The sequence below is a fragment of the Pseudoclavibacter sp. Z016 genome (assembly GCF_002931215.1).
GTDB lineage: Bacteria > Actinomycetota > Actinomycetes > Actinomycetales > Microbacteriaceae > Pseudoclavibacter.
In genome coordinates this window covers 258,250-281,294 of the sequence record NZ_PSTU01000013.1, presented here as the reverse complement: position 1 = coordinate 281,294, position 23,045 = coordinate 258,250, and the positions used below count along the sequence as shown (strand labels likewise).

The window sequence follows — 23,045 nt, the reverse complement described above, 5'->3', positions numbered from 1 at the left end:
AACCTCCCGGGGGACGATCATCCAGCCGGCATGCGCGAAGCTGGATGCACCACGTTCTGAAGGAGTGATCTCACATGAAGCGTCTTGTTCGCCCCCGTAGCGGCCGCGTCATCGCCGGAGTCTGCGCGGGTATCGCGCAGCGATTCGGCTGGTCGCCGTTTGTCGTCCGCCTGCTGACCGTCCTGTCGGTCCTCATCCCGGGCCCGCAGGTCATCATCTACCTGGCGCTCTGGTTGCTCATCCCGAACGACTAAGGCGCTGGGGGAGCTACCCGAGCACACGCTCGAGGAACCCCGCCATCCGCACGAGCTCCTTCTCGGAGACCGCGTGACCGAGGCCCGCCTCGACGTAGATCTCTGCGTCGGCGTGGGCCTCGAGCCATGCTGCCGTGTGCTCGACCGCGAGCGAGGGGATGACCGTGTCGGCGTCGCCCCGCCCCCAGAAGACTGGCGGCCGGGCATCCGCGAGCTCGGCGTCCCCCGGAACGGTGCCGACGGCGACGAGGCCAGAGAGCAGCAGCGCTCCTCGGAATGCCGCGGGTCGCTGACGGAGCGCCTGCATGGCGACGATGCCGCCCTGCGAGTAGCCGAGCAGCGCGAGTGGCGCGCCCGAGTCGAGGACGCCGAGCGTGTCCAGGAGTGAGATGACGGCTGCCGCAGCGTCGTTCGCGCCCTGCTCGAGAGTGATCTGGGCGTCGGCGTCGACCGCGACCTCGCCCGTCATCGGGTCGGCGAAGCGCAGCGGGAACCACTCGCGGCCGCCCTCCGGCTGCGGGTGCGGGGCGGGCACGGAGACGTACCTGAAGCCCTTGGGCATCTGCCCGGTGAGGCTGAGGATGTCCGTTCCGTCTGCGCCGTAGCCGTGCAGTCCGACGACGAGCGGGAGCGTGCTCGTGGCCGCCGTCTCGGTGTCGCCGCCCCGCCAGAGGAGCGTCTTGGGATCGATACCTGTGGATGCTGTGCTCACCCGGGAAACATACATGGTCCACAATGGGGTCATGACGGTGCGCACTCCTGATCCTGAGTCCGGCTGGATGAACGACGACGAGCTCGCGCTCGTGCGGCGTCGCGTGCCGATGCTGTATGTCGAGGCCATCCCGGTGCGTGTCGACGCCTCGGGCAAGGTCGAGCACCTCGGCGTGCTGCTTCGGGCTGACAACGAGGGCGTCATGACGCGCTCGTTCGTCTCTGGGCGCGTGCAGTACGGGGAGTCGATTCGGGGCGCCCTCCTTCGGCACCTGGAGAAGGATCTCGGCACGATGGCGTTCCCGGCTCTGCCGCAGGCGCTCGCCCCCTTCACGGTGGCGGAGTTCTCGCCGATGCCCGGTTCCGGGCTGTTCGACTCGCGTCAGCATGCGGTTGCGCTCGAGTTCATCGTTCCGGTCGCCGGGGAATGCAACCCTCGCCAGGACGCGCTCGAGATCACGTGGCTGACTCCGCAGCAGGCACTCGATCCCGACCTCCTCGAGGAGCTCGAGGGTGGCCGCGGCCAGGTGCTTCGCACCGCGATCGGCCACCTCGGCCTCTGGCCCTAGGGGCGCCAGAGCCTCCAGTCCTTCGACCATCTGACCGTGGCCATCCGCTACTGGCTTGTCGTGCAGCCCTTTGATCGCGCCCTCGCGATGGTCGAGGGCGGTTTCGTGCAGGCACCGTGGGGTGCGCGCGAGGGGGTCGAGCAGATGCGCGTGTCCGATGGCGTGGCTCTCTACTGTCCGCGCAAGGTGAACCCGGACGGGGAGCCGCTTCGCAGCGTGGTGCAGGCGGGCTACGTGCTCGACGACGAGCCGTACCGCGCTGGCGGGAGGGGGTCGTCGCCGTGGCGCAGGGAGGTGCAGTGGATGCGTGAGGCGCGTCCTGCGCTCATCCGGCCGCTGCGCGATCTGCTGGATCTGACGCGGAACGACAAGTACTGGGGTGAGCGGCTGCGCGCGGGCTGGCTCGAGCTCTCTCGTCGGGACTTCGAGATCTTCGAGGACGCGGTCCGTCGGCCGTCTCCGGAGCCGAGTGCGCTCGGGATGGGGCTCATCCGTGAGACCGGTCTCGCGCAGTCGGAACCGTCCGGGGAGCAGCGAGATCGGGACCCAGGCGAGGATCCGTACGCAATCCGCTTCTGAGCGTCGGCGGACAGATTCGCCGAAGGCCGTGCTTTGCGGACGCATGTGACACATTATTGAGTGGAAGTGATGAACACCCCTGAGGTGTGCTTACGCTTTCCGACCAGAGCGAGCCTTACGAGCGGAGTGCCCATGATCGACGCGTTGGACTTCAAGCCGGCGGCGCAGCAGTCGAACCTGCGCGCCACCATCGAGGACTCCGTCGCCGCCGCGATCGTCTCGGGAGGGCTCGCGGCGGGCGAGCTCGTCTCCGTTCCAGCGCTCGCGGCTCGCTTCGAGGTGTCGGCGACTCCCGTGCGGGAGGCGATGCTGAACCTCGAGAAGCTGGGGTTCGTGGAGCCCGTCCGCAACAAGGGGTTCCGGGTGACGCACGTCTCCGTCGAGGAGCTGCGACAGATCGTCGAGGTGCGGCAGATGCTCGAGGTGCCGATCGTGCGCGAGCTGGCCGTCGAGTTCCCAGAGGCTCCTCGCGCCGAGCTGCGCGAGCTCGCGACCCAGATCGACGCGGCGTCCGCGGCGGGGGACCTTCCCCTGTACCTGGCGGTCGACATCGAGTTCCACGCGAAGCTCCTCGGGCTGTCCGGCAATGAGCGTCTCGTGTCGATCGTGACCGCGCTGCGCAGGCAGACGAGGCTGACGGGGCTGACCGAGATGCTCGGTTCCCAGGAGCTCACGGCATCGTCGCGTGAGCACGCGGATCTGCTGGTGCTGCTCGAGGCTGGCAAGGCGGATGAGGCTGCGGAGCTCATGCATCGGCACATCGGCCATGTCGTCGGCTGGTGGGCTGGGCTACCCGAAGAGGCTTAGCAAACCCTCCACACAGCGAAACACTTTGTAACAACTCTGTTTCAAGGCTGTGGAGGGGCCTTCTGCCGACCTCCGCCGAACAGTAATGTGTGACATCCCATCACCGGAGATGGTCCGGCGATTCTGACGTCTGTTCGGAAGGAACTCACCATGACTGCACGTCGTTCCACCAGCCCTCGGGGTGCTGGCATCTGGAAGAGAGTGCTCCTCCCAGGAGCTCTGCTCGCCACGGCCGCACTCGCCCTCACCGGATGCTCCGGGGGTGTCGCCGGAGGCGGAGACGCCGCGTCGGAAGACGGACCCATCAAGCTGGGCCTCGCGGCACCCTTCTCTGGGTCGGAATCGGCCTTCGGCCCGTACATGGAGAACGGCGCCCAGATGGCGATCGACGAGCTCAACGAGGCCGGCGGAGTCCTCGGCCGGCAGCTGGAGCTGGTCACCGCCGACGATGCGTGCGACGCGACAAGCGCGACCGCCGCAGCGAACAAGCTCGTCACCGACGGTGTCGTCGCCTCGGTCGGCGGCTACTGCTCAGGCGCCACGCTCCCGACGCTGCCGATCTTCAACACGGCAGAGATCCCCATGGTGATCCCGGCTGCCAACTCGAACCAGCTCGTCGCAGCCGGCCTCGACAACGTGTTCCTCATCAACGGCACGGGGACGCAGCAGGCTCAGGCGATGCTGAAGTACGCCGAGAAGCAGGGCGTGAAGACGCTGGCGCTCGTCGACGACAACACGGACTACTCGACGGACCTCGCGAAGTCGGCCTCCGAGCAGGCGAAGGAGCTCGGCATCGAGGTCGTGCTCGAGGAGTCGGTCAACGCCGGCGAGTCCGACTATGCGGCCAACGTCAACAAGGTCGTCTCGGCGAACCCCGACATGATGTATTGGACCGGCTACTACCAGGAGGGTGGCCTGATCACCCAGCAGCTGCGATCGGCCGGCTACACGGGCAAGATCATGGTCGCGGACGGATCGGTCGACGCGAAGTTCGCTGAGATCGCCGGCAGCGCCTCCGAGGGTGTGCTCGGCACGTTCACGCAGACCCCCGACATGCTCGAGGGTGCAACCGAGTGGATCGACGCCTACACCGAGAAGTTCGGCGCAGCGCCAGGACCCTACTCGACGCAGAGCTACGACGCCGTCCGCGTCGTCTCCCAGGCGATCGAGGACGCCGGCACCACCGAGGGCCCCGCGGTCATCGAGGCGCTCGGTGCCCTGGACGGCTTCGACATCTTCTCTGGCCCCCTCACCTTCACGGATGAGGGAACGCTCAGCGAGGGCGGCTTCGCCATCGTCACCGTCGGACCCGACGGCACCTTCATCCTCGAGGATGACCTGAAGAGCTAGTCAGCCACGGCGGGCGGGGAGGGAACTCCCCGCCCGCTTCTGCAGTCAGGAACCACTGTGATTCAACTCATCATCGACGGGCTCTTCGTCGGATCCTTCTACGCGCTCGTCGCACTCGGCTACAGCATGGTGTACGGCATCATCAAGCTGCTCAACTTCGCGCACGGCGACGTCTACATGGTCGGCGCGTTCGCCGGCCTCACCATCTTCTCGGCGTTCTCCGGACTCGCAGGCGGCGGCATCCTGTCGATCCTGCTGGTCATGCTCCTCGCGATGATCTTCACGGGCATCCTCGGCGTGACCATCGAGCGGGTCGCCTACCGCCCGCTGCGTTCGAGCCCCAGGCTCGCGGTGCTCATCACCGCGGTCGGCATGTCGTTCATCCTCGAGTACGGAGTGCGCCAGATCTTCGGCCCGGACCCCAAGGTCTACCCGACGCGTCTCGAAGGGGAGACGCTCGACCTGCTCGGCGGCCGCATCACGATGCCGCAGATCGTCATGATGCTCGTCGCGGCGGCGCTCATGTTCGCGCTCAACACGTACATCATGCGCTCCCGAGACGGCCGCGCCATGCGGGCCATCGCGCTCGACCCCACGGCCGCGCAGCTCATGGGCGTCAACGTCAACAAGGTCATCTCGCGCACCTTCTTCATCGGCTCGGCCCTCGCGGGCGCGGCCGGCGTCATGGCCGGCGCCTACTACGGCACCATCGACTTCCTCGCTGGCTTCGTCATCGGGTTGAAGGCGTTCACGGCGGCCGTCATCGGCGGCATCGGCAGCCTCTACGGCGCCATGCTCGGCGGCCTCGTGCTCGGTCTGCTCGAGGCGTTCGGCACCCATTGGCTCGGCGGGGAGTGGCGTGACGTCTTCTCGTTCGCGTGCCTGATCCTCTTCCTGTCCTTCAGACCGACCGGCATCCTCGGTGCACGCGTCGTGGAACGGATGTGATCCCATGACCGACATCAGACTCCAGGCGCCCGCGCCCACCGTCGAGCGGCCCACGCCGCGCAAGGGCATCCTGAACCCGAAGACGTTCATGAACCTCGTCGGGCTCGTGCTGTTCCTCTTCGCGTTCCTGCTGCCGTTCATCAACGCGACGCCGTACGTCATCTCCATCGGCACCTCCGCGATGATCTACATCATGCTCGCGATGGGCCTCAACATCGTCGTCGGCTACGCCGGTCTCCTGGACCTCGGCTACTACGCCTTCTTCGCCGTCGGTGCGTACACGGCCGGCGTCCTCAACACGCTGCTCGACATGCCCCTCATCGCGACGGTCCCGTTCGTGATCGTCGCGTGCATCCTCGCCGGGCTCATCATCGGCGGGCCGACCCTGCGACTGCGCAGCGACTATCTCGCGATCGTGACCCTCGGGTTCGGTGAGATCATCCGTCTCACCGCCAACAATCTCGAGGTCACGGGAGGCCCATCCGGCATCTCCGGCATCGACACGTTCGAGTTCTTCGGCTGGTCGTTCGCGGACGGCCTCACGATCGGCGGCATCGAGTTCAACGGCAAGATCCTGCTGTACTTCCTCTGCGTCATCATCGCCGGTGGTGCCGCGATCATCGCCGCCTCGAGGCTGGGCAAGGGCAAGATGGGTCGCGCCTGGCGCGCCATCAAGGATGACGAGGACGCCGCCGAGGCGATGGGCGTCAACACGTACACCACGAAGCTCGGCGCGTACGTGCTCGGCGCCGTCTTCGGCGGACTCGCGGGTGTGCTGATGGCAGCGCACCAGACGGCGATCAGCCCGACCTCCTTCGTGTTCCTCAACTCGGCCCTGCTGCTCATGGCGGTCGTGCTCGGCGGCATGGGCTCCATCCCGGGTGTCATCGTCGGCGCGCTGCTCGTGTCGCTGCTGCCCGAGATCCTGCGCGAGTTCTCCGACTGGCGCTTCCTGGTGTTCGGCGTGCTGCTCGTGATCATGATGATCTTCCGGCCGCAGGGCATCTGGCCGGCGACGGCGATCCTGCCGTTCCTCAAGTCGCGAGCCAAGGGCGAGGCGCCGTCTCCGAAGGACGGCTTCTCCGCGCACGAGGCGCCCGACGCCAACATCGACCTCTCGAAGGAGCAGGCATGAGCCAGGTTTCAGGCACGGGTGACGTGTACGGCACGGCGCCCATCGACGTGCCGAAGACGGAGTCGGTGACCGCGGTCGCCGAGGAGTTCAGGCGGGCGCATCAAGGGGAGCCGTTGCTCTCGGTCCGTGATCTTCGGCTGCAGTTCGGCGGTGTGAAGGCGGTCGACGGAACGTCGTTCGATGCGTACGCGGGTGAGATCATCTCGGTGATCGGGCCGAACGGGGCTGGCAAGACGAGTGCGTTCAACTGCATCACCGGCTTCTACCGGCCGACGTCTGGCTCGATCACCTTCGACGGCGAGAGCATCATGCGCAAGCAGCCGTCGACGATCACGCGCCTCGGGTTGAGCCGCACCTTCCAGAACGTCCGCATGTTCCGGGACATGTCGGTCATCGACAACGTGAAGACGGCGATGCACGCGCGCATCCGTCAGAACGTGTTCCAGACGATGCTGCACACGTTCGGCTACAAGAAGGTCGAGGCCCAGGCGCTCGAGGATGCGCGCGGCTGGCTCGACTTCGTCGGCTACTCGCTCGACGACGAGCTGCTGGCGTCGCAGCTGCCGTACGGCGAGCAGCGCCGAGTGGAGATCGCGCGGGCGCTCGCCACGCAGCCCAAGCTGCTGCTGCTCGATGAGCCTGCTGCTGGCCTCAACCACAACGAGAAGCAGGAGCTCATCGCGCTGATCCGCAAGATCAGGGACCTCGGCGTCGGAATCGTGCTCATCGAGCACGACATGGGTCTCGTGATGGAGATCTCGGAGCGCGTGATCGTGCTCAACTTCGGACGAGAGATCGCCGATGGTCTGCCCGCGGACGTCAAGAACGACCCTCGGGTCATCGAGGCGTACCTCGGCGTCGAGGATCCTGAGGACGAGCACGAGTCTGAGGACGAGCACGAGGGCGTGCCAGACGGCGGGCCCGAGAACCAGCGAGTGGACGAGGGGGACCGGTCATGAGCGTCGAGCTCGAGATCAAGGATGTGGATCTCTTCTACGGGCGCGTGCAGGCGCTTCGTGGGCTGTCGATCGAGGTCAACGAGGGTGAGGTCGTCTCGCTGCTCGGCAACAACGGCGCGGGTAAGACGAGCACGCTCACGATGCTCTCCGGGTTGGCCAGAGCGAAGCGCGGGACGATCATGTGGCGCGGCAAGGACATCTCGAATGCGAAGCCGTGGGACCTCGTACGCGACGGGCTCATCCACGTGCCTGAGGGCAGGCGCATCTTCTCGACGATGTCGGTGCACGAGAACCTCCTGCTCGGTGGCTACCAGGTGAAGGACCAGAAGGTCGTCGCTGAGCGTGTCGAGGAGTGCTACGAGCTCATGCCGCGGCTCCTCGAGCGACGCGCTCAGCAGGGCGGCACCCTGTCGGGCGGTGAGCAGCAGATGGTGGCGATCGCGCGAGCGTATGTCGGCGGCCCGAAGCTGATGCTGCTCGACGAGCCGTCGATGGGGCTCGCCCCGCTGGTCGTGAAGCAGGTCATGGAGCTCATCGGGCGCATCAACGAGCGCGGTGCCACTGTGCTGCTCGTCGAGCAGAACGCTCGCGCCGCGCTCAAGGTGGCGCATCGTGCCTACGTCATCGAGCATGGCCGCGTGACGCTCTCGGGCCTCGCTGCCGACTTGGCGAAGGACAAGGCGGTCATCGAGGCGTACCTGGGCTGAGCGCGCTCGCGGAGCTGGTAGCCCCCGCTGGCCCGTCCCGGATGAGGGGCGGGCCAGGCTTGCACCCATACATGGTGTGTGACATATTACTGACAGGAGGTGCGAGATGGTCAGGTACGACGTCGTGATCATCGGCGGTGGCATCATCGGAGCGGCCTGCGCTGCCGAGCTCGCCGGCCGTGGCCGGCGAGTCGCGCTCGTCGAGCGCGGCCGCGTCGCGAGCGGCACAAGCGCTCATTGCGAAGGCAACCTGCTCGTCTCCGACAAGGGGCCAGGCGCCGAGCTCGAGCTCTCGAAGCTCGCCAACGCAGCCTGGTCGACGCTCGCCGGAACCTTCCGCGACGAGCTCGGCCACGACTTCCCCGACATCGAGTTCGAGGCCAAGGGTGGCCTCGTCGTCGCGACGACCGACGGGGGAGCGGCCGCCCTCCTGGACTTCGCGTCCACGCAGCGCCACGCGCAGGTCGCTGCGGAGCCCGTCACGCACGCCGAGGCTCGAGAGCTCGAGCCGTGGATCACCGAGCGGATGACCGCAGCCGTCTGGTACCCGGGCGACAGCCAGGTGCAGCCCACCATCGCAACCGAAGCGCTCGTAGCCCTCGCCAGGGCGCGCGGGGCGAGCATCCTCGAGCATCACGACGTGGTGGGCGCGATCCGCGAGGCGGGCCGCATCGTCGGCGTCCGCACCTCGGCCGGCGACGTCCGCGGCGCCGAGATCGTCGTCGCCGCCGGCCCGTGGTCCGGCGAGGTCTCCGCGACCCTCGGCGTGCCCCTCCCCGTTCGTCCGCGCCGCGGAGTCGTCCTGGTCACGTCGAAGATGCCCCAGCGCGTCTTCCACAAGGTGTACGACGCGGACTACGTCGGTGCCGTCGGGTCCGGCGACGCGGTTCTCATGACCTCGAGCGTCGTCGAGTCGACTCCGGGTGGCACGGTGCTCATCGGCTCGAGTCGCGAGCAGATCGGATTCGACGACGCGTTCCGCGCGAACGTGCTCAGCCAGCTGGCGGTGAAGGCGATCTCGATCTTCCCCTTCCTGGCCCAGACGGCCGTCATCCGCAGCTACTCGGGCTTCCGCCCCTTCATGCCGGACCACCTGCCGCTCATCGGCCAGGATGCGCGCCTGCCCGGCCTCTGGCACGCCACCGGCCACGAGGGGGCCGGCATCGGCCTCTCGCTGCCCACGGCGTCGCTGATCGGGGATCTCATGGACGGCAGATCGACGCAGATCGATGCAGCCCTGTTCTCACCGACCCGCCCGACGCTCGCCCGAGAGCTGGAGGCGGTCGCATGAGCGAGCGCGCCGACAAGCCCGTGCGCATCACCGTCGACGGTGAGACGGTCGAGGGTCTCGAGGGGCAGAGCATCGCGGGCGTGCTGCTCGGCTCCGGCCGCGTCTCCTGGCGCGAGACCGCCGTCGCGGGAAAACCGCGCGGCCTGTTCTGCGGCATCGGCGTGTGCTTCGACTGCCTCGTCACGGTGGACGGCGTGCCGGACGTTCGAGCGTGCCAGAGGCGCGCGTGCGAGGGGGATGAGGTGAGCTCCCAATGAGATCGACGCGGACTGAGCAGTCGACGCCACGCCATGTCGCCGTCGTCGGGGGTGGCCCCGCAGGCCTCGCGGCCGCGCTGGCCGCAGCGGAGGCCGGGGCGCGCGTGACGCTCATCGAGTCGAGTCGGGAGCTCGGCGGCCAGTACTGGCGCCATCTGCCGGAGGAGCGCGACGGCGAGGGGCAGGCTGCCATGCACCACGGCTGGTCGACGTTCCTGGACCTCGACCGACGTGTCCGCTCGCACGCCCGGATCACGGTGCTCGGCGAGACGAGCGTGTGGGCCGTCGGGCTGCCCGCGCTGGAGCTGCTCACCGGCATGTCCGATGCGGCCGACCGTGTTCGATCGACCCTCGAGCCCGATGCGGTTGTCGTCGCGACGGGTGCTCACGACCGCACCCTCCCGTTTCCCGGCTGGGACCTCCCCGGCGTCTACACCGGGGGTGCTGCTCAGGCCTTCGCGAAGAGCGAGCGCATCGCGGTCGGCGACGCCGTCGTGGTGGCCGGCGCGGGTCCGTTCCTTCTCCCCGTCGCGGCCTCGCTCGCCCAGGTCGGCTCCAAGGTCGTTGAGGTCGTCGAAGCCAACCGCATCCCGCGTCTCGCTTCGGGCTGGCTGCCCAAGCCGTGGCAGCTCGCGGGCGCCCCTGGCAAGGTGCAGGAGCTCTTCGGCTACGTCGCCGGTCAGCTGCGGCACCGGATCCCGTACCGAGTCGGCGAAGCGGTCGTCGAGGCGCACGGGGAGGGGCGCGTCGAGCGCGTCACGATCATGAGCGTGGACGCTCAGTGGCGGCCCATCGCCGGCAGCGAGCGAGAGGTCGCGTGCGACGCCGTCTGCGTGACGCACGGCTTCACCCCGCGGCTCGAGGTGGCGATCGCGGCCGGCTGCGCGCTCGACGACAGCCGGTTCGTGATCATCGACGAGTCCTGCGCCACGAGCACCTCCGACGTCTACGCGGCGGGCGAGGTGACGGGCATCGGCGGTGTCGACCTCTCCCTCGCCGAGGGGCGCGTGGCCGGGCACTGCGCAGCGGGTGGTGCGTCCAGCGACCCTCAGATCAGCGGCGCCCAGCGCAAGCGCGCGATCTTCGGGTCGTTCGCGGCGCGCATCGAGGCGGCGCACGGCGTGCGGCCGGGCTGGCAGGAGTGGCTGCGCGAGGACACCATCGTGTGCCGCTGCGAAGAGGTGACCGCCGGTCAGCTGCGGCGGAAGGCCGCCGCCACGCACTCGCACAGTCTGCGCTCCCAGAAGCTCGCCACTCGTGCCGGTCTCGGCATCTGCCAGGCCCGCATCTGCGGCCGCAGCGCCGAGGAGCTCATCGAGACGGTGCTCGGGCGTGGTCTCGACGAGGGCATCGTCGACCGTCGCCCCATCCAGACCCCCATCCGGCTCGCTGAGCTGGCAGGAACCTCAGAAGAACAGCATCCCCTGACAGGAAGGCAACACCCATGACCGAAGCAGCCTCAACCCACCTCGACCTCGGCGGAGTCGTCGTCGCGACGGCCCTTCCCTACAAGGAGGACGCCTCTGCTCCCGCCGGCCTGGCCGTCGACTTCGAGGCGTACGCCGAGCACTGCAACTGGCTCATCGAGAACGGCTGCCGGGGCGTCGGCCCCAACGGCTCGCTCGGCGAGTACTCGTCCCTCACCGATGAGGAGCGCCGCAAGGTCGTGCAGGTCGCCGTCGAGGCTGTTGGCGACCGCGGCATCGTCGTCGCGGGCGTGCACGGTCCAGGTTGGCACCAGGCGCAGCACTGGGCTCAGCTCGCCAAGGAAGACGGCGCCCACGGCGTGCTCTGCCTCCCGCCCACCATGTACCGGTCGGCGGATGCGGATGTCATCGAGCACTTCGCGAAGGTCGCCGAAGTGGGGCTGCCCGTCATGATCTACAACAACCCGCTCGACACGAAGGTCGACCTCCGCCCGGAGCTCGTCGCGGAGATCGCGAAGATCGACGGCATCGTCGCCGTCAAGGAGTTCTCCGGCGACGTCCGACGCGCCTTCGAGATCCAGGAGGCCTGCGAGGCGGCCGGTTCGACGATCGACGTCATCGCGGGCAGCGACGACGTGCTCTTCGAGCTCATGATCGACGGTGCCACCGGCTGGTTCGCCGGCTACCCCAACGTCTTCCCCGCCGAGGCCGTGGCGATCTACGACCACATGGCAGCGGGCCGCTACGTCGAGGCGCGTGAGATCTACAAGAGCCTCATCGCGGCGTTCCGCTGGGACTCCCGTGTCGAGTTCGTTCAGGCCATCAAGCTCGGCATGGACATGGTCGGCCGCAACGGCGGGCCGTGCCGCCCGCCCCGCGCTGCGCTGACGCCGGAGATGGAGGCGCGCGTGCGTGCCGACACGCAGCGCGCCCTCGACGCGCTCGCCACCCTCAAGTAGGGTCGCAGCAGACACGGGGGTCGCTTTCCTGGCCCCTCTGCCGTCTGCTTGCGGGGGCTCTTCCCGCACCAATGCGACGCAATCCGGCAATAGCGCTGGTTGCGTCTGGCCCGCGGGGCGATCCCCCCTCATCCCGCTGGGCCGGCCGCCCGGGGCGTCCCCCCGCCCTGGGCGGCCCCTCACTCACGAACTTGAGGTCTTTTCGCATGCGAGCATCACGAGTCATCTCCGCCGTCGATTCCCACACCGAGGGCATGCCGACCAGGGTCGTCACGGGTGGGGTCGGGGTCATCCCCGGCGCCACGATGAACGAGAAGCGGCTGTACGTGCAGGAGCATCGCGACGACCTGCGGACGTTCCTGATGCGGGAGCCCCGCGGGCACTCGGCGATGAGCGGCAGCATCCTCCAGCCGTCCACTCGCCCGGACGCCGACTTCGGCGTCCTGTATATCGAGGTCTCCGGTCTGCTGCCCATGTGCGGACACGGGACGATCGGCACGGCGACGGTGCTGGTCGAGACGGGCATGGTGGAGGTCCACGAGCCGGAGACCGTGATCCGTCTCGATACTCCGGCGGGTCTCGTGATCGCTCGCGTCGAAGTGAGCGAAGGACGCGCTGTTAGCGTTACCATCGAGAATGTGCCCAGCTTCTGCGAACGCCTCGACGCCGTCGTCCCGGTGCCGGAACTCGGCATCGACGCGCTTCGCTACTCGCTGGCGTTCGGCGGGAACTACTACGCCATGGTCGACCTCGACGACGTCGACCTGCCCTTCGACCGGGCCCGCAAAGACGACATCATGCGCGCCGGTCTCGCGATCATGGACGCCATCAACACCCACGACGCGCCCAAGCATCCGACCATCGAGGGTGTCGACCACGTGCACCACGTCGAGTTCATCGCACCCGGCTCCACCGCCGCCCACTCGCGCCACGCGATGGCGATCTACCCTGGCTGGTTCGACCGCTCGCCCTGCGGCACCGGCACCTCCGCGCGCATGGCCGAGCTGCATGCCAGAGGTGAGCTCCCGCTGCACACCGACTTCGTCAACGAGTCGTTCATCGGCACGAGCTTCACCGGCCAGCTCATCGACGAAGTCCAGGTCGGCGACAAGCCGGCCGTGATCCCGACCATCACCGGCCGCGCGTGGATCACCGGCATGGGCCAGTACATGCTCGACCCGACAGACCCCTTCCCGGCAGGATTCGAATTCTAGATTGGACTCATCGATGAGCACACCCACCCCGCATACCAGCGACGTCGAGCTCGAGCAGATCCTCGCGGCAGCCGCCGTGGCCGCCCCCCTCTGGGCGGCGACCCCACCGACCCAGCGCGCCACCGCCCTCATCGCGGTCGCCGACGCGCTCGACGCAGCGGCGGGGGAGCTCATCCCCATCGGCATGCGGGAGACGGGGCTCGCGCAGGCGCGGCTCACGGGCGAGCTGAAGCGCACGACCGTGCAGCTCCGCCTCTTCGCCGACGTCATCCGCGACGGCTCGTACCTCGATGTCCGCCTCGACGAGGCCGACCCGGACTTCGTGCTCGGCCCGCGGCCCGACGTGCGGCGGATGCTCGTGCCGGTGGGAGTCGCCGTCAACTTCTCCGCATCGAATTTCCCCTTCGCCTTCTCCGTGGCCGGTGGCGACTCCGCCGCCGCGCTCGCGGCGGGATGCGCGCTCATCGTGAAGGGGCACTCGGGGCACCCGGAGCTGTCCGTGGCCACGGCCCGCGTCGTCGAGGGAGCCCTTCGCGAGTCCGGCGCCCCCGATGGCGTCTTCGCGCTCGTGATCGGCCAGCAGTCCGGGGTCACCGTGCTCGAGGACAACCGCGTCGACGTCGGGACCTTCACCGGCTCGATCCGCGTGGGCCGCCTGCTCGCCGACAAGGCCGCGGCCCGCCCCCGCCCCATCCAGTTCTACGGCGAGCTCGGCAGCGTCAACCCCGTCTTCGTGACCGGTGCTGCGCTCGCGGAGCGCGGCGAGGAGATCGCTGCGGGCTACGCGGCCTCGGTCGCCGGTTCGGCAGGTCAGCTGTGCACGAAGCCCGGCTTCCTCTGGGTTCCCGCGACGGATGCGGCCGCCGAGCTGCAGCTGCGCGTCTCGCAGGCGGCAGAGCAGGCCCCCGAGCACCGGCTCCTCAACCCGAGCATCGGCCGCGCGTACCTCGAACGTCGGGCGGCCGTGCTCGACGCGGACGGTGTGCGGGTCGTCGCCGAAGGTGCTGTGCGCAGCGATGACGACGGCAACGTGTGGGCGACGCCGACGATCGTGGCCGTGCCGGCGAGCAAGCTCGCGGCGGGCGACGAGACCCTGCTCGACGAGGTCTTCGGGCCGTTCTCGGTCATCGTCGAGTACGAGGACGAGACGTCGCTCGCGCCGAGTCTCGACGAGCTCTACGTCGGCAACCTCACGGGCACGGTGCACGCCGCCGCCGGCGAGCAGTCGCCAGCGCTCTCCGCGCTCGTCGCGGGGCTCGCGAGGAAGACGGGGCGAGTGCTCTTCGGCGGCTGGCCGACCGGCGTTGCCGTCACGCCCGCCATGCAGCACGGCGGGCCGTACCCGGCGACGTCGAACGACACCTCCACGTCGGTCGGCACCGCATCCATCTCCCGCTTCCTGCGCGGTGTCGCCTACCAGGGTGCGCCGCAGGAGGCGCTCCCGGAGCCGCTGCAGGACGCGAACCCGTGGGGTGTGCCGCAGCAGCGGGCCGCCGCGGGTCAGTCGGCCACCTGGGGCGCTCAGGGGTGAGCTCTCGGGGGTGACTGAGCTCTCGGGGCGTCCTTGGCGGCCAGGCGCGAACGCAGCGTCGGCGCCGAGGGCGCTGCGGCAGGTTCGCTGAGGCGGCCGCGCCTGCGCAGCTCGGGAACCACGTGCTCGACGAAGTCCTCGAGCGAGCCGGGCAGGAGGGCCGGGGTCACGACGAAGCCGTCAGCCGCCCCGGCATCCTGCCACTCGCACAGCTCGTCGGCGATGTCGGCGCCGCTGCCGAGCGGGGACGGCGTGAGCTGGTCGAGCGACTGGCGCAGGGCGAGGTCGCGGACGGTGAGGCCCTCCCTTGCGGAGACGGCCGCGAGCATGTCCTCGAAGCCATCGCTTCCCGTCGCGCCCCGGTGCGCGGCGAGGAAGCCTTCGGCGTCCCCGTCGAGTCGCAGTGTCGCGGCGTCAGCGTGCATGAGCCGCGCAAGCGAGCGCACGGCCGAGGCTTCGTCGATGTGCGCGAGGAGCGAGTCGCGGACGCCGACTGCATCGATACGCGTCGATCCAGCGATCGGCTGGATCGCAGCGCACACGCGGAGCTCGTCCGGATCACGCCCCGCGAGTCTGGCCCGCTCGCGAAGCTCGGTGCGCACCGCCCGGTTGCCGTCGATGCCGTCGGCCGCGACGAAGACCAGCTCCGCCCACTTCGCGGCGAACTGCATGCCGCGCGGCGAGGCCCCCGCCTGCATGAGCACCGGATGTCCTTGGGGGCTCCTCGGGAGGCTCAGCGGGCCGGGTGCCGCCGCACGTTCGCGCGGCGCCGGAGTGCGCGACACGAGGCTCGGGTCGGCGAACACGCCGCTCCGGGCGTCCTGCACCAGCGCAGCCGGATCCCACGTGCCCATGAGCTCGAGCACCTGCGCCACGACGCGGTCGGCGCGGTCGTAGCGCTGCCCCTTCGGTGGGATGCGGTCGAGGCCGAGGTTGCGCGCCTCGGCATCCGTCGTCGAGGTCACGATGTTCCAGGCCACGCGCCCCGCGGAGAGGTGGTCGAGGCTCGAGAGCGTCCGCGCTATGGCGTACGGCGGCAGGAACGTGGTCGACACGGTCGCCCCGAGTCCGATGCTCCGCGTCGCCCCGATGACGGCGCTCAGCACGGTGATGGGGTCGAGCGTCACGGCTCCCTTGCCGCCGCTGGCGAGGGTCGTCGCGACGTCGCCGAGGGCGTCTTCCGGGATCGCGAGCGCGTCTGGCAGGAACATGAGGTCGAAGCCGCCGCCCTCGAGGAGTCGCGCGATCTCGATGTACGAGCTGGCGCGCAGCCAGTCGCCGTTCGAGTCCGGGTGGCGCCAAGCGGCAGCGTAGCGCTGGGTCGGCGGGTTGACCATCCCGACGAGCGTGAGCCGACGCGTGCTGTTCTCAGACAAGCGACAGCCCCGTTCCCGCGGCGATGCCGAGCGTGGCCGCGAGTGCGAACGCGCAGAGTACGACGATGGCGAGTGCTGCGTCGCGGGCATCGAGCGCGACCGGGCGCCAGACGGTGCGGGGACCCGCTCCGAGGCCTCGCGACTCGAGGGCCTGGGCGATGCGCTCAGCGGAGCGGATCGAGACGACGAGCAGCGAGAACGCGGCAGCGCCGAACGCGGTGATCCCGGTGCGCGGCGTGCCGTCTCGTCCGAGCGGCGCCCGGACGGCCTGCGCGGCGCGGATGCTCTGCCACTCGCTCGGCAGGAGCTGCAGGAGGCGGAATCCGGCGAGCAGGGCGTACGCGAAGCGGGGGCTGAGCCTGGCGTGCTGTGTGAGGCTCGTCATGAGGTCACGGGGTGGAGTGCTCGCGATGAACGCGATCGACAGCATGCCGATGACCGTCGTGCGCAGCGCCAGGGCGAACCCGATGGCGAGGCCCTCGCTGGTCACCCGAACCGGCAGGCCTTCGAGGATCTCGCTCCCTGGACGGCTGAGCGCGTTGACCATGACCAGGCCGACCCCGAACGCGACGAAGGGGACGGATGCGGCGAGCAGTCTTCCCGGGGTGAGCCTCGTCGTCGTCAGCACGGCGATGATCGCGAGCACGGTCAGCAGGCCAAGGGTCAGCGGGTTCAGGATGAACAGCGTCGCGAGCGAGCAGGCGAACAGCACCGCGAGCTTGACGGTGGGGTTGCGGCGCTCGAGCGCGGGGCTCATGCCGCGACCCGTGTCGCGGCGTCGTCGAGCTCGCGCAGGATCGCGCGCGCCCGCTCGGCGGGGAAGCGCCGCGCCTGGAGCCAGCTCAGCAGCGGCGATCGCTCGAGGCCCGCTGCGGCGAGGAGGCCCTCGTCCTCGAGGAGCTCGAACGGCGTCGTCTCGGCGATGAGCCCGCCTTCGGCGAGGACCAGCACCCGGTCGGCGTACGTGCAGACGGCGCGCAGCTCGTGGCTGGAGAAGAGCACGCCGCAGCCGCTGCGCGCGGTGCGATCGAGGGCGTGCATCGCGGCGATGCTCGAACGGCGGTCGAGGCCGAAGCTGGGCTCGTCGGCGAGGAGGAACGGCCGGTCGTGGGCGAGCATGGCGGCGATGCTCACCCGCCGCTGCTGCCCGCCCGAGAGGCGGAATGGGCTGTGGTCAAGGTGCGCCGAGAGGTCGAAGCGGGTGACCAGCTCGGCGATGCGCCCCGCGTCATCCGCTCCGAGGCCGTGCTCGATCTCGCGCCGCACGGTCGGCTGGGAGAACTGGTGCTCCGGGTTCTGGAAGATGAGGCCGGGGCGGGGGCCGTGCACCTGGCCAGAGCGGGGCCGAGCGAGACCCGCGAGCGTTCGCAGCAGGCTCGACTTCCCGCATCCGTTGCGGCCGAGGAGCGCCACGACCTCGCCCGCTCTGAGCTGGAAGTTCACGCCTTGGAGGATCGCCTCCGAGGCGTTCTTGGCACGAGTGCGCTTCGGCGCCCCGCCAGCGACGACGTCGAGGCTGTCGACGCTGAGGGCCTCCGCCTCGCGGCTCGGTGCCGAGGGCGCCGTTGCAGCTGTCCGGGTCTCGGCGCGCGCCCCGAGCGCGGCGACCCGGTCCGCGACCTCGTCGTTCGCGAGTCCGCCCTCGAGGCCTGTGAGCGCGGCGAGTTCCGCGTCGAGCGGCAGCCAGCATCCGGCCTCCTGCAGGGTCGCCGCGTGCTCGACCAGGACCCGCGCGGTCGGGCCGTCGTGCGCGATGACGCCACCGCGCGCGATCACGACCGTGCGTCCCGGGAGTCCCGCGATGCCGCGCGCTCCCGCGTACTCGTCCAGCCGGTGCTCGACGAGCACGATCGTGGATGCTCGTGCAGAGGCCGCGTCGACCGCCTTGCGCACCGACGAGATTCCCGCAGGGTCGAGCATCGAGGTGGGCTCGTCGAGCACCAGGACACGGGGCTCCGTGACGATGGCCGCGGCGAGGGCCACGCGCTGGGTCTCACCGCCCGAGAGCGTCGCCGTGCGACGGTCGGCGAGCATCCCCGCGCCGACGAGGTCGAGGGCCGCGCGCACTGCTGGCCCCATCGCCTCGGGCACCCAGGCGTGGTTCTCGAGCGGGAACGCGATCTCGTCGGCGACGTCGGGGAGGCACACCGAGGAGCTCGGGTTCTGCGCGACGACGGAGAGGTGCCGGGAGAGGCGCGGCACGTCCGACTCCTGCGTCTCCACCCCGCAGATGCGGATGCGCCCGCTGACCTGGGCGGGGACGGTATGGGGGATGACCCCGCTGAGCGCCTGCAGCAGCGTCGACTTGCCCGCCCCAGACGGCCCGATGACGAGCACGTGCTCGCCCGGCGCCACGCGCAGATCCACTGGCCCGAGCCCGTCTCCAGAGGAGTGGATCGCCTCGAAGCCGACCGCCTCGATGTCGACCGCCTCGATATCGGCGCTCGAGCTGTCAGGCCGCACGGCGCACGGCGAGCGGCTTCGAGTCCTGCACGATCGCGAAGTTGTCGAGCACGCCGGTGCGCACGAGCGAATCGACGATGAGCTTCGCGAGGAGGCCGCCGAGGATGATGCCGGAGGCGAGCTGGATGCCGAAGCGCAGGAACAGGATCTCCTGGCCGTACCAGCCTGAGCGGAACGCCGAGTAGAAGAACACGAGGCCGGCGCCGAGCGCGCCGGAGATCGCATACCGCAGCCAGCCGTACTTCCGGTACCGGCCGAGCGCGAACGGCAGCTCACTGCCGATGCCCTGGATGGCGGCGGCGACGAAGAGCAGGGGGCCGACGGCCGAGCCGAGGAACACGACCTCGATGACGGAGGCGAGCACCTCCGCGATGACGCCGACGAAAGGCCGGCGGATGATGGCGATCGCGATGGGCGCGACGAGCAGCCAGCCGCCAAAGAGGAAGTGCTGGGCGAGGTCGCCAGCCGGCCCCATCGCGATGGAGAGCGCAGTCCACGCCTGCACGAGCGCCCAGTACAGGAAGCCGAAGACCGTGCCGAGCACGACCATGAGCACGATGTCCCGCAGCTTGAGGCTCATGCGCGAGCCTCGGCTCCCGAGTCGATTGCCGAGTCAACTGCTGTGTCTGCCTGGCTGCTTGCGTGGCTGGGGCTGTTCAGCGAGATCGTGAGGTGGCTCGTCACATGCTGCACGTGCGCTCCGACCCCCGCCCAAGCGACCGCGACCGTCTCGAGCACGCGCCCGAGGTCGCCGCTGAGCTTCGTCACGAAATGCTCGGAGGCCACGAACGTGCCGCTCGCCTTCGCCGTCTCGATGGCCGCGTAGATCTCGCGCATGTGGTCGGGCGTCCGCTCTGCCGAGCCCGCATCCTCGAGGGGGTAGAGCGCCCACTCCGCGCTCGCGAAGCTCCCAGACCTCCGTCCGCGGGGCGCGTCCACTCGCCTGGGGCCGGCGCCTCCCGGCAGATCGCAGACGGCCTCGCCGGGGCAGCCGCGAGACAGCAGCACCTGGATGGAGGCGTGCAGTCCCGTCGCCGCGATGTGCTGCGAGAGGTCGGTGAGCCAGCGCAGCAGTGACTGCTCGTCGCCGCCCGCGTAGGTGCTCACGTCGCCCGTCTCGAGCACGAGGCCGGAAGAGTCGGCGGCGTCGAGTGCGGCGAGGATCACGTCGACGTAGCGGTCGGACATGACCGAGACGGTGACTCGTGCGCCCACCCCGAATGCGAGCGGGTCTTGGGTGATGGTTTCCATGTGCGTGCCTTCCGTCGGAGCGTGACGGCACGGGTGAGTTGACTCCCTTCGCTGGCATTACCCAGATCAGGTTCAACGGTCGGAGTTCGAGTACTCCCTCTCAGCCCGACTCATCGGGCTCCCGTGCACGGCCACACTGTAGCCCCGGCGCCGTCCGCGCCTAGCTTCCCGCGCTCGTGAAGACCACGTGATTGCCTTCCGGGTCGAGCACCTGGAGGATCTGGAAGTGAGTGGCGTCTTCGATTCCACCGTGCTCGATCCTGGCCGCGTCGAGCCGTTCGGCGACACCGGCGAGGTCGTCCTCGGTGAACACCACCGTGGATCTGCCCGAGCGGCTCGAGTCGGCCCAGAGCTGCAGGCCGGCCTCGCTTGTGAAGTGCCACTCCAGAAGGCCCGGCATCGGATTCTCGTCGGGGCCGCGCCCGAAGAGCCTGCCGTAATATTCCGTAGCCTGAGCCAGGTCGGACACGGTGATCTGCGCAAGTACGCCCTTGATAGCCATGCCCCGATGATGCTCGACGTCGGTGCGAGGAGCCTCCACGAACATGTCGCCACGTTGCGACGCGTAACGGGGCGCGTCAGGTGCCGTGGCCTCGCCGCGTGGCGCCACCTAGCGTCAGATCATGACGAACCCACACCGAATCCACCTCGGCGTCGCACTCGATGGCGCCGGCATCCACCCGGCCGCCTGGCGGGAGCCGAGCGCCCGTCCGGACGAGCTCTTCACGCCCGACTACTGGGTGGGGCTCGTCCAGCTCGCCGAGCAGGGGCTCCTCGACTTCGCGACCATCGAGGACTCGCTGGCGCTGCAGTCGTCCGAGCGGCTGCACGACGACGATCGCACCGACGAGGTCCGGGGACGACTGGATGCGCTGCTCATCGCCTCGCGGGTAGCCCCCGTGACCCACAGCATCGGTCTCATCCCGACGGTCACGACCACGCACACCGAGCCCTTCCACGTCTCCAAGGCTGTCGCGACGCTCGACTACACGAGCGAGGGCCGCGCCGGCTGGCAGGCTCGACTCTCGATCGGGTCGGACCACACGCACTTCGGGCGCCGCGACCCGGCGGAGTTCCTGGAGACCCTCGAGCGTGCTTCGACCGCGGACATCGGCGACCTCTTCGCCGAGGCCAACGACTTCGTGGAGGTCGTGCGCAGGCTCTGGGACAGCTGGGAGGACGACGCGGAGATCCGCGACGCCTCCACGGACCGCTTCCTCGACGCCGCGAAGGTGCACCGCGTCGAGTTCGAGGGCAGATGGTTCAGCGTGCGCGGCCCGTCGATCACGCCGCGGCCGCCGCAGGGGCAGCCCGTGGTCGCCTCCCTCGGGCACGCCCAGGTGCCGTACGAGTTCGCCGCCGCGAGCTCCGATCTGCTCTTCGTCACCCCGTCGGATGTCGCCTCGGCCGTGAGCATCCTGTCGGAGGTGCGGGCCGCCGAGCAGAACGTGGGCCGTGCCGGCGAGCCGCTCTCCGTCTACGTCGACGTGGCGGTATTCCTCGACGGGCCCGAGGAGACCGGGGCTGCTCGTCTCGCTCGCCTCGACGCGAAGGGCCGCACGCTGGAGCAGCCGCCCGCGGTGTTCGCCGGTTCGGCCTCCGAGCTCGTCGAGCACTTCGAGACGCTCTCGGCGCTCGGCTACGACGGCTTCCGCCTGCACCCCGGGGTCGTGACGGACGATCTTCCCCGCATCGTCGCCGACGTCGTTCCCCTCCTCCAGCAGAAGGGGCTCTTCCGGGAGCGCTACGAAGCGCGTTCCCTGCGGGGCCTCCTCGGCCTGCCGACCACCGTCCCGAACCGCTACGCCGCCGTCTAGGCCCGACTCGATCAGGAGATCATCGTGACCAAGAAGCAGATCATCCTCGCCGCCTACGTCGGCGGAGTCAACGAGCACACCCTCTGGGAGCACCCGGATGCCGGGAGCCAGATCGAGTTCTCGACGTTCAAGCACGCCGCCCAGAAGGCCGAGGCGGGGAAGTTCGACTACTTCTTCCTCGCCGAGGGGCTCGCGCTGCGCTCGCGGCGCGGCGAGATCTTCGACCACGACATCGCGGGTCGCCCCGATACCATTCCCGTGCTTGCCGCCATCGCCGCGGTCACCGAGCACATCGGGCTCGTGGGCACGATCAACGCCACCTTCAACGAGCCGTTCGAGCTCGCGCGCCAGTTCGCCAGCCTCGATCATCTGTCCGGCGGGCGGGCGGGCTGGAACGTGGTCACGTCGTTCGACGCGTTCACCGGTGCCAACTTCCGACGCGGCGGCTTCCTTCCGCACGCCGAACGCTACGAGCGGGCAGAGCAGACGGTCAACACGGTCAGGGAGCTGTGGGATTCCTGGTCGGCGGATGCGATCGTCGCCGACAAGGAGTCTGGCCAGTTCCTGGACTCCGCCGACGAGGGACGCTTCGACGTCTCGACGAGTCAGTTCGATATCAGCGGTCGCTTCACGGTTCCCCGCAGTCCGCAGGGCAGGCCGATCATCGTGCAGGCAGGCATCTCGCCGCAGGGTCGCGACTTCGCGGCCGCCAACGCCGACGTCATCTTCTCCCCGTACTCGCGCCTCGAGGAGGCACGAGACTTCTACGCCGACATCAAGGGTCGGGTCGAGGGCTTCGGCCGCAACCGGGACGACCTCAAGATCCTCCCGCAGTCGAGCTTCGTGCTCGGCGACACCCTCGAGGAGGCGCAGGAGAAGGCGCGCTGGGTGACGGAGCAGCAGCTGAGCCCGCGCACCATCCAGGTGCGCCTCGAGCAGGTCTGGAACCGGGACTTCTCGGAGATCGACTTCGATGGTCCGCTGCCCGACTTCGACCCGGATGGGGAGAGCGCGCCGATCATCGAGGGCCGCGCCTTCACCTATGGCGACCGCCTCGCGACCGTGCGCAGGTGGCGCGAGAAGGCGGCGGAGAACGGCTGGAGCATCCGCGAGTTCGCGCGCCACGAGCTCGGCGGTGTGCGGTACGTCGGAACGGCGTCCCAGGTCGCCGAGGAGATCGACGACTTCGTGCAGAACGAGGGCTCGGACGGGCTGGTCATCGGCTCGCATCTCACGCCGGGCGGCATCGACGAGTTCGTGGACCACGTCGTGCCGATCCTCCAGGAGCGCGGCTCGCTTCGCGAGGAGTACACGGGGACGACGCTGCGGGAGAACCTCGGCATCCCCGTGCCCGAGCGAGGAACGCGCGCACCTTCGGCCTTCGCGCACTGACCCGGAACCCGCCCGAGGAGAAGAGGTGGGCGTCGGAGTTGAGCTCCG

Annotated in this window: 24 protein-coding genes and 1 riboswitch; of the genes, 17 read left to right on the top strand and 7 right to left on the bottom strand. The window is 69.4% G+C overall.

Annotated elements, in window-relative coordinates; all coding sequences use genetic code 11:
* Positions 1–74: 74 nt before the first annotated feature.
* Positions 75–254, top strand: coding sequence for a PspC domain-containing protein (locus C5B99_RS13160; protein WP_068479399.1), 180 nt, complete (start codon positions 75–77; stop codon positions 252–254).
* A 13-nt stretch (positions 255–267) separates the two neighbouring features.
* Here C5B99_RS13160 and C5B99_RS13155 read toward each other — a convergent pair whose 3' ends face one another.
* Complete coding sequence (locus tag C5B99_RS13155; RefSeq protein WP_181065016.1) at positions 268–966, bottom strand: alpha/beta hydrolase; 699 nt, start codon at positions 964–966, stop codon at positions 268–270.
* 31 nt (positions 967–997) lie between these two features.
* On the opposite strand from C5B99_RS13155, the gene C5B99_RS13150 reads away from it, so the two are divergent.
* The 14 genes from C5B99_RS13150 (at position 998) to C5B99_RS13085 (ending at position 14,698) form a co-directional block, all read left to right on the top strand.
* A complete protein-coding gene (locus tag C5B99_RS13150) occupies positions 998–1,534 on the top strand; it encodes a DUF4916 domain-containing protein (protein WP_104242772.1) in 537 nt (178 codons plus the stop codon).
* Between the two features lie 36 nt (positions 1,535–1,570).
* Positions 1,571–2,113, top strand: a complete 543-nt coding sequence (locus C5B99_RS13145) for an EVE domain-containing protein (protein ID WP_104242770.1) — start codon at positions 1,571–1,573, stop codon at positions 2,111–2,113.
* A 132-nt stretch (positions 2,114–2,245) separates the two neighbouring features.
* Positions 2,246–2,920: a GntR family transcriptional regulator gene (locus tag C5B99_RS13140; RefSeq protein ID WP_104242768.1), complete on the top strand. Its 675-nt coding sequence runs from the start codon at positions 2,246–2,248 to the stop codon at positions 2,918–2,920.
* A gap of 150 nt (positions 2,921–3,070) precedes the next feature.
* Positions 3,071–4,270, top strand: coding sequence for a branched-chain amino acid ABC transporter substrate-binding protein (locus C5B99_RS13135; RefSeq protein WP_104242766.1), 1,200 nt, complete (start codon positions 3,071–3,073; stop codon positions 4,268–4,270).
* A 57-nt stretch (positions 4,271–4,327) separates the two neighbouring features.
* On the top strand, positions 4,328–5,218 hold the full coding sequence (locus C5B99_RS13130; protein WP_104242764.1) for a branched-chain amino acid ABC transporter permease: 891 nt from the start codon (positions 4,328–4,330) through the stop codon (positions 5,216–5,218).
* Between the two features lie 4 nt (positions 5,219–5,222).
* Positions 5,223–6,353 (top strand): branched-chain amino acid ABC transporter permease, encoded by a 1,131-nt coding sequence (locus C5B99_RS13125; protein ID WP_104242762.1) that lies wholly within the window; start codon positions 5,223–5,225, stop codon positions 6,351–6,353.
* Positions 6,350–7,312, top strand: coding sequence for an ABC transporter ATP-binding protein (locus tag C5B99_RS13120; protein WP_104242760.1), 963 nt, complete (start codon positions 6,350–6,352; stop codon positions 7,310–7,312). Before C5B99_RS13125 ends, C5B99_RS13120 begins: the two co-directional genes overlap by 4 nt.
* Positions 7,309–8,019 (top strand): ABC transporter ATP-binding protein, encoded by a 711-nt coding sequence (locus C5B99_RS13115; protein WP_104242758.1) that lies wholly within the window; start codon positions 7,309–7,311, stop codon positions 8,017–8,019. Before C5B99_RS13120 ends, C5B99_RS13115 begins: the two co-directional genes overlap by 4 nt.
* A 106-nt stretch (positions 8,020–8,125) precedes the next feature.
* Positions 8,126–9,310 (top strand): FAD-binding oxidoreductase, encoded by a 1,185-nt coding sequence (locus tag C5B99_RS13110; RefSeq protein WP_104242756.1) that lies wholly within the window; start codon positions 8,126–8,128, stop codon positions 9,308–9,310.
* Positions 9,307–9,567, top strand: coding sequence for a (2Fe-2S)-binding protein (locus C5B99_RS13105; RefSeq protein WP_104242754.1), 261 nt, complete (start codon positions 9,307–9,309; stop codon positions 9,565–9,567). The genes C5B99_RS13110 and C5B99_RS13105 overlap by 4 nt, the downstream gene beginning before the upstream one ends.
* Entirely contained in the window at positions 9,564–11,015 is a 1,452-nt protein-coding gene (locus C5B99_RS19775; RefSeq protein WP_104242752.1) for an FAD/NAD(P)-binding oxidoreductase, read from the top strand. The genes C5B99_RS13105 and C5B99_RS19775 overlap by 4 nt, the downstream gene beginning before the upstream one ends.
* Positions 11,012–11,953, top strand: a complete 942-nt coding sequence (locus C5B99_RS13095; protein ID WP_104242750.1) for a dihydrodipicolinate synthase family protein — start codon at positions 11,012–11,014, stop codon at positions 11,951–11,953. The genes C5B99_RS19775 and C5B99_RS13095 overlap by 4 nt, the downstream gene beginning before the upstream one ends.
* A gap of 206 nt (positions 11,954–12,159) precedes the next feature.
* Complete coding sequence (locus C5B99_RS13090) at positions 12,160–13,167, top strand: proline racemase family protein (protein ID WP_104242748.1); 1,008 nt, start codon at positions 12,160–12,162, stop codon at positions 13,165–13,167.
* 13 nt (positions 13,168–13,180) lie between these two features.
* Complete coding sequence (locus C5B99_RS13085; RefSeq protein ID WP_104242819.1) at positions 13,181–14,698, top strand: aldehyde dehydrogenase family protein; 1,518 nt, start codon at positions 13,181–13,183, stop codon at positions 14,696–14,698.
* On the opposite strand, the gene C5B99_RS13080 is transcribed toward C5B99_RS13085, so the two are convergent.
* The 6 genes from C5B99_RS13080 to C5B99_RS13055 all read right to left on the bottom strand — a co-directional run bounded on the left by C5B99_RS13080 (position 14,689) and on the right by C5B99_RS13055 (position 20,290).
* Positions 14,689–16,074, bottom strand: a complete 1,386-nt coding sequence (locus tag C5B99_RS13080) for an NtaA/DmoA family FMN-dependent monooxygenase (RefSeq protein ID WP_258063315.1) — start codon at positions 16,072–16,074, stop codon at positions 14,689–14,691. The two genes, C5B99_RS13085 and C5B99_RS13080, sit on opposite strands and share 10 nt — an antisense overlap.
* Positions 16,067–16,831: an energy-coupling factor transporter transmembrane protein EcfT gene (locus C5B99_RS13075; RefSeq protein ID WP_104242744.1), complete on the bottom strand. Its 765-nt coding sequence runs from the start codon at positions 16,829–16,831 to the stop codon at positions 16,067–16,069. The genes C5B99_RS13080 and C5B99_RS13075 overlap by 8 nt, the downstream gene beginning before the upstream one ends.
* Positions 16,828–18,537 carry an ABC transporter ATP-binding protein gene (locus tag C5B99_RS13070; protein WP_181065015.1) on the bottom strand — a complete coding sequence of 570 codons (1,710 nt, stop codon included), beginning with the start codon at positions 18,535–18,537 and terminating at the stop codon, positions 16,828–16,830. The genes C5B99_RS13075 and C5B99_RS13070 overlap by 4 nt, the downstream gene beginning before the upstream one ends.
* Entirely contained in the window at positions 18,527–19,117 is a 591-nt protein-coding gene (locus tag C5B99_RS13065) for an ECF transporter S component (RefSeq protein WP_104242740.1), read from the bottom strand. Before C5B99_RS13065 ends, C5B99_RS13070 begins: the two co-directional genes overlap by 11 nt.
* On the bottom strand, positions 19,114–19,788 hold the full coding sequence (locus C5B99_RS13060) for a YkoF family thiamine/hydroxymethylpyrimidine-binding protein (RefSeq protein ID WP_104242738.1): 675 nt from the start codon (positions 19,786–19,788) through the stop codon (positions 19,114–19,116). Before C5B99_RS13060 ends, C5B99_RS13065 begins: the two co-directional genes overlap by 4 nt.
* Positions 19,789–19,813: 25 nt before the next feature.
* A riboswitch (TPP riboswitch) is annotated at positions 19,814–19,923 on the bottom strand.
* A gap of 25 nt (positions 19,924–19,948) precedes the next feature.
* Complete coding sequence (locus tag C5B99_RS13055; RefSeq protein ID WP_104242817.1) at positions 19,949–20,290, bottom strand: VOC family protein; 342 nt, start codon at positions 20,288–20,290, stop codon at positions 19,949–19,951.
* Between the two features lie 121 nt (positions 20,291–20,411).
* Here C5B99_RS13055 and C5B99_RS13050 point away from each other — a divergent pair, with 121 nt between their 5' ends.
* Together C5B99_RS13050 and C5B99_RS13045 are read left to right on the top strand one after the other, a co-directional pair.
* Positions 20,412–21,605, top strand: coding sequence for an LLM class flavin-dependent oxidoreductase (locus C5B99_RS13050; RefSeq protein ID WP_104242736.1), 1,194 nt, complete (start codon positions 20,412–20,414; stop codon positions 21,603–21,605).
* A 24-nt stretch (positions 21,606–21,629) separates the two neighbouring features.
* Entirely contained in the window at positions 21,630–22,997 is a 1,368-nt protein-coding gene (locus tag C5B99_RS13045) for an NtaA/DmoA family FMN-dependent monooxygenase (protein WP_308471592.1), read from the top strand.
* Positions 22,998–23,045: the final 48 nt, after the last annotated feature.

Bases quoted from the DNA above. Each gene is read 5' to 3' on its own strand.
- C5B99_RS13135 (WP_104242766.1), top strand. From the start codon at position 3,071: ATGACTGCACGTCGTTCCACCAGCCCTCGGGGTGCTGGCATCTGGAAG.
- C5B99_RS13055 (WP_104242817.1), bottom strand. From the start codon at position 20,290: ATGGCTATCAAGGGCGTACTTGCGCAGATCACCGTGTCCGACCTGGCT.
- C5B99_RS13050 (WP_104242736.1), top strand. From the start codon at position 20,412: ATGACGAACCCACACCGAATCCACCTCGGCGTCGCACTCGATGGCGCC.
- C5B99_RS13140 (WP_104242768.1), top strand. From the start codon at position 2,246: ATGATCGACGCGTTGGACTTCAAGCCGGCGGCGCAGCAGTCGAACCTG.
- C5B99_RS13160 (WP_068479399.1), top strand. From the start codon at position 75: ATGAAGCGTCTTGTTCGCCCCCGTAGCGGCCGCGTCATCGCCGGAGTC.
- C5B99_RS13095 (WP_104242750.1), top strand. From the start codon at position 11,012: ATGACCGAAGCAGCCTCAACCCACCTCGACCTCGGCGGAGTCGTCGTC.
- C5B99_RS13105 (WP_104242754.1), top strand. From the start codon at position 9,307: ATGAGCGAGCGCGCCGACAAGCCCGTGCGCATCACCGTCGACGGTGAG.
- C5B99_RS13075 (WP_104242744.1), bottom strand. From the start codon at position 16,831: ATGAGCCCCGCGCTCGAGCGCCGCAACCCCACCGTCAAGCTCGCGGTG.
- C5B99_RS13065 (WP_104242740.1), bottom strand. From the start codon at position 19,117: ATGAGCCTCAAGCTGCGGGACATCGTGCTCATGGTCGTGCTCGGCACG.
- C5B99_RS13060 (WP_104242738.1), bottom strand. From the start codon at position 19,788: ATGGAAACCATCACCCAAGACCCGCTCGCATTCGGGGTGGGCGCACGA.
- C5B99_RS13125 (WP_104242762.1), top strand. From the start codon at position 5,223: ATGACCGACATCAGACTCCAGGCGCCCGCGCCCACCGTCGAGCGGCCC.
- C5B99_RS19775 (WP_104242752.1), top strand. From the start codon at position 9,564: ATGAGATCGACGCGGACTGAGCAGTCGACGCCACGCCATGTCGCCGTC.
- C5B99_RS13085 (WP_104242819.1), top strand. From the start codon at position 13,181: ATGAGCACACCCACCCCGCATACCAGCGACGTCGAGCTCGAGCAGATC.
- C5B99_RS13150 (WP_104242772.1), top strand. From the start codon at position 998: ATGACGGTGCGCACTCCTGATCCTGAGTCCGGCTGGATGAACGACGAC.
- C5B99_RS13090 (WP_104242748.1), top strand. From the start codon at position 12,160: ATGCGAGCATCACGAGTCATCTCCGCCGTCGATTCCCACACCGAGGGC.
- C5B99_RS13110 (WP_104242756.1), top strand. From the start codon at position 8,126: ATGGTCAGGTACGACGTCGTGATCATCGGCGGTGGCATCATCGGAGCG.
- C5B99_RS13120 (WP_104242760.1), top strand. From the start codon at position 6,350: ATGAGCCAGGTTTCAGGCACGGGTGACGTGTACGGCACGGCGCCCATC.
- C5B99_RS13115 (WP_104242758.1), top strand. From the start codon at position 7,309: ATGAGCGTCGAGCTCGAGATCAAGGATGTGGATCTCTTCTACGGGCGC.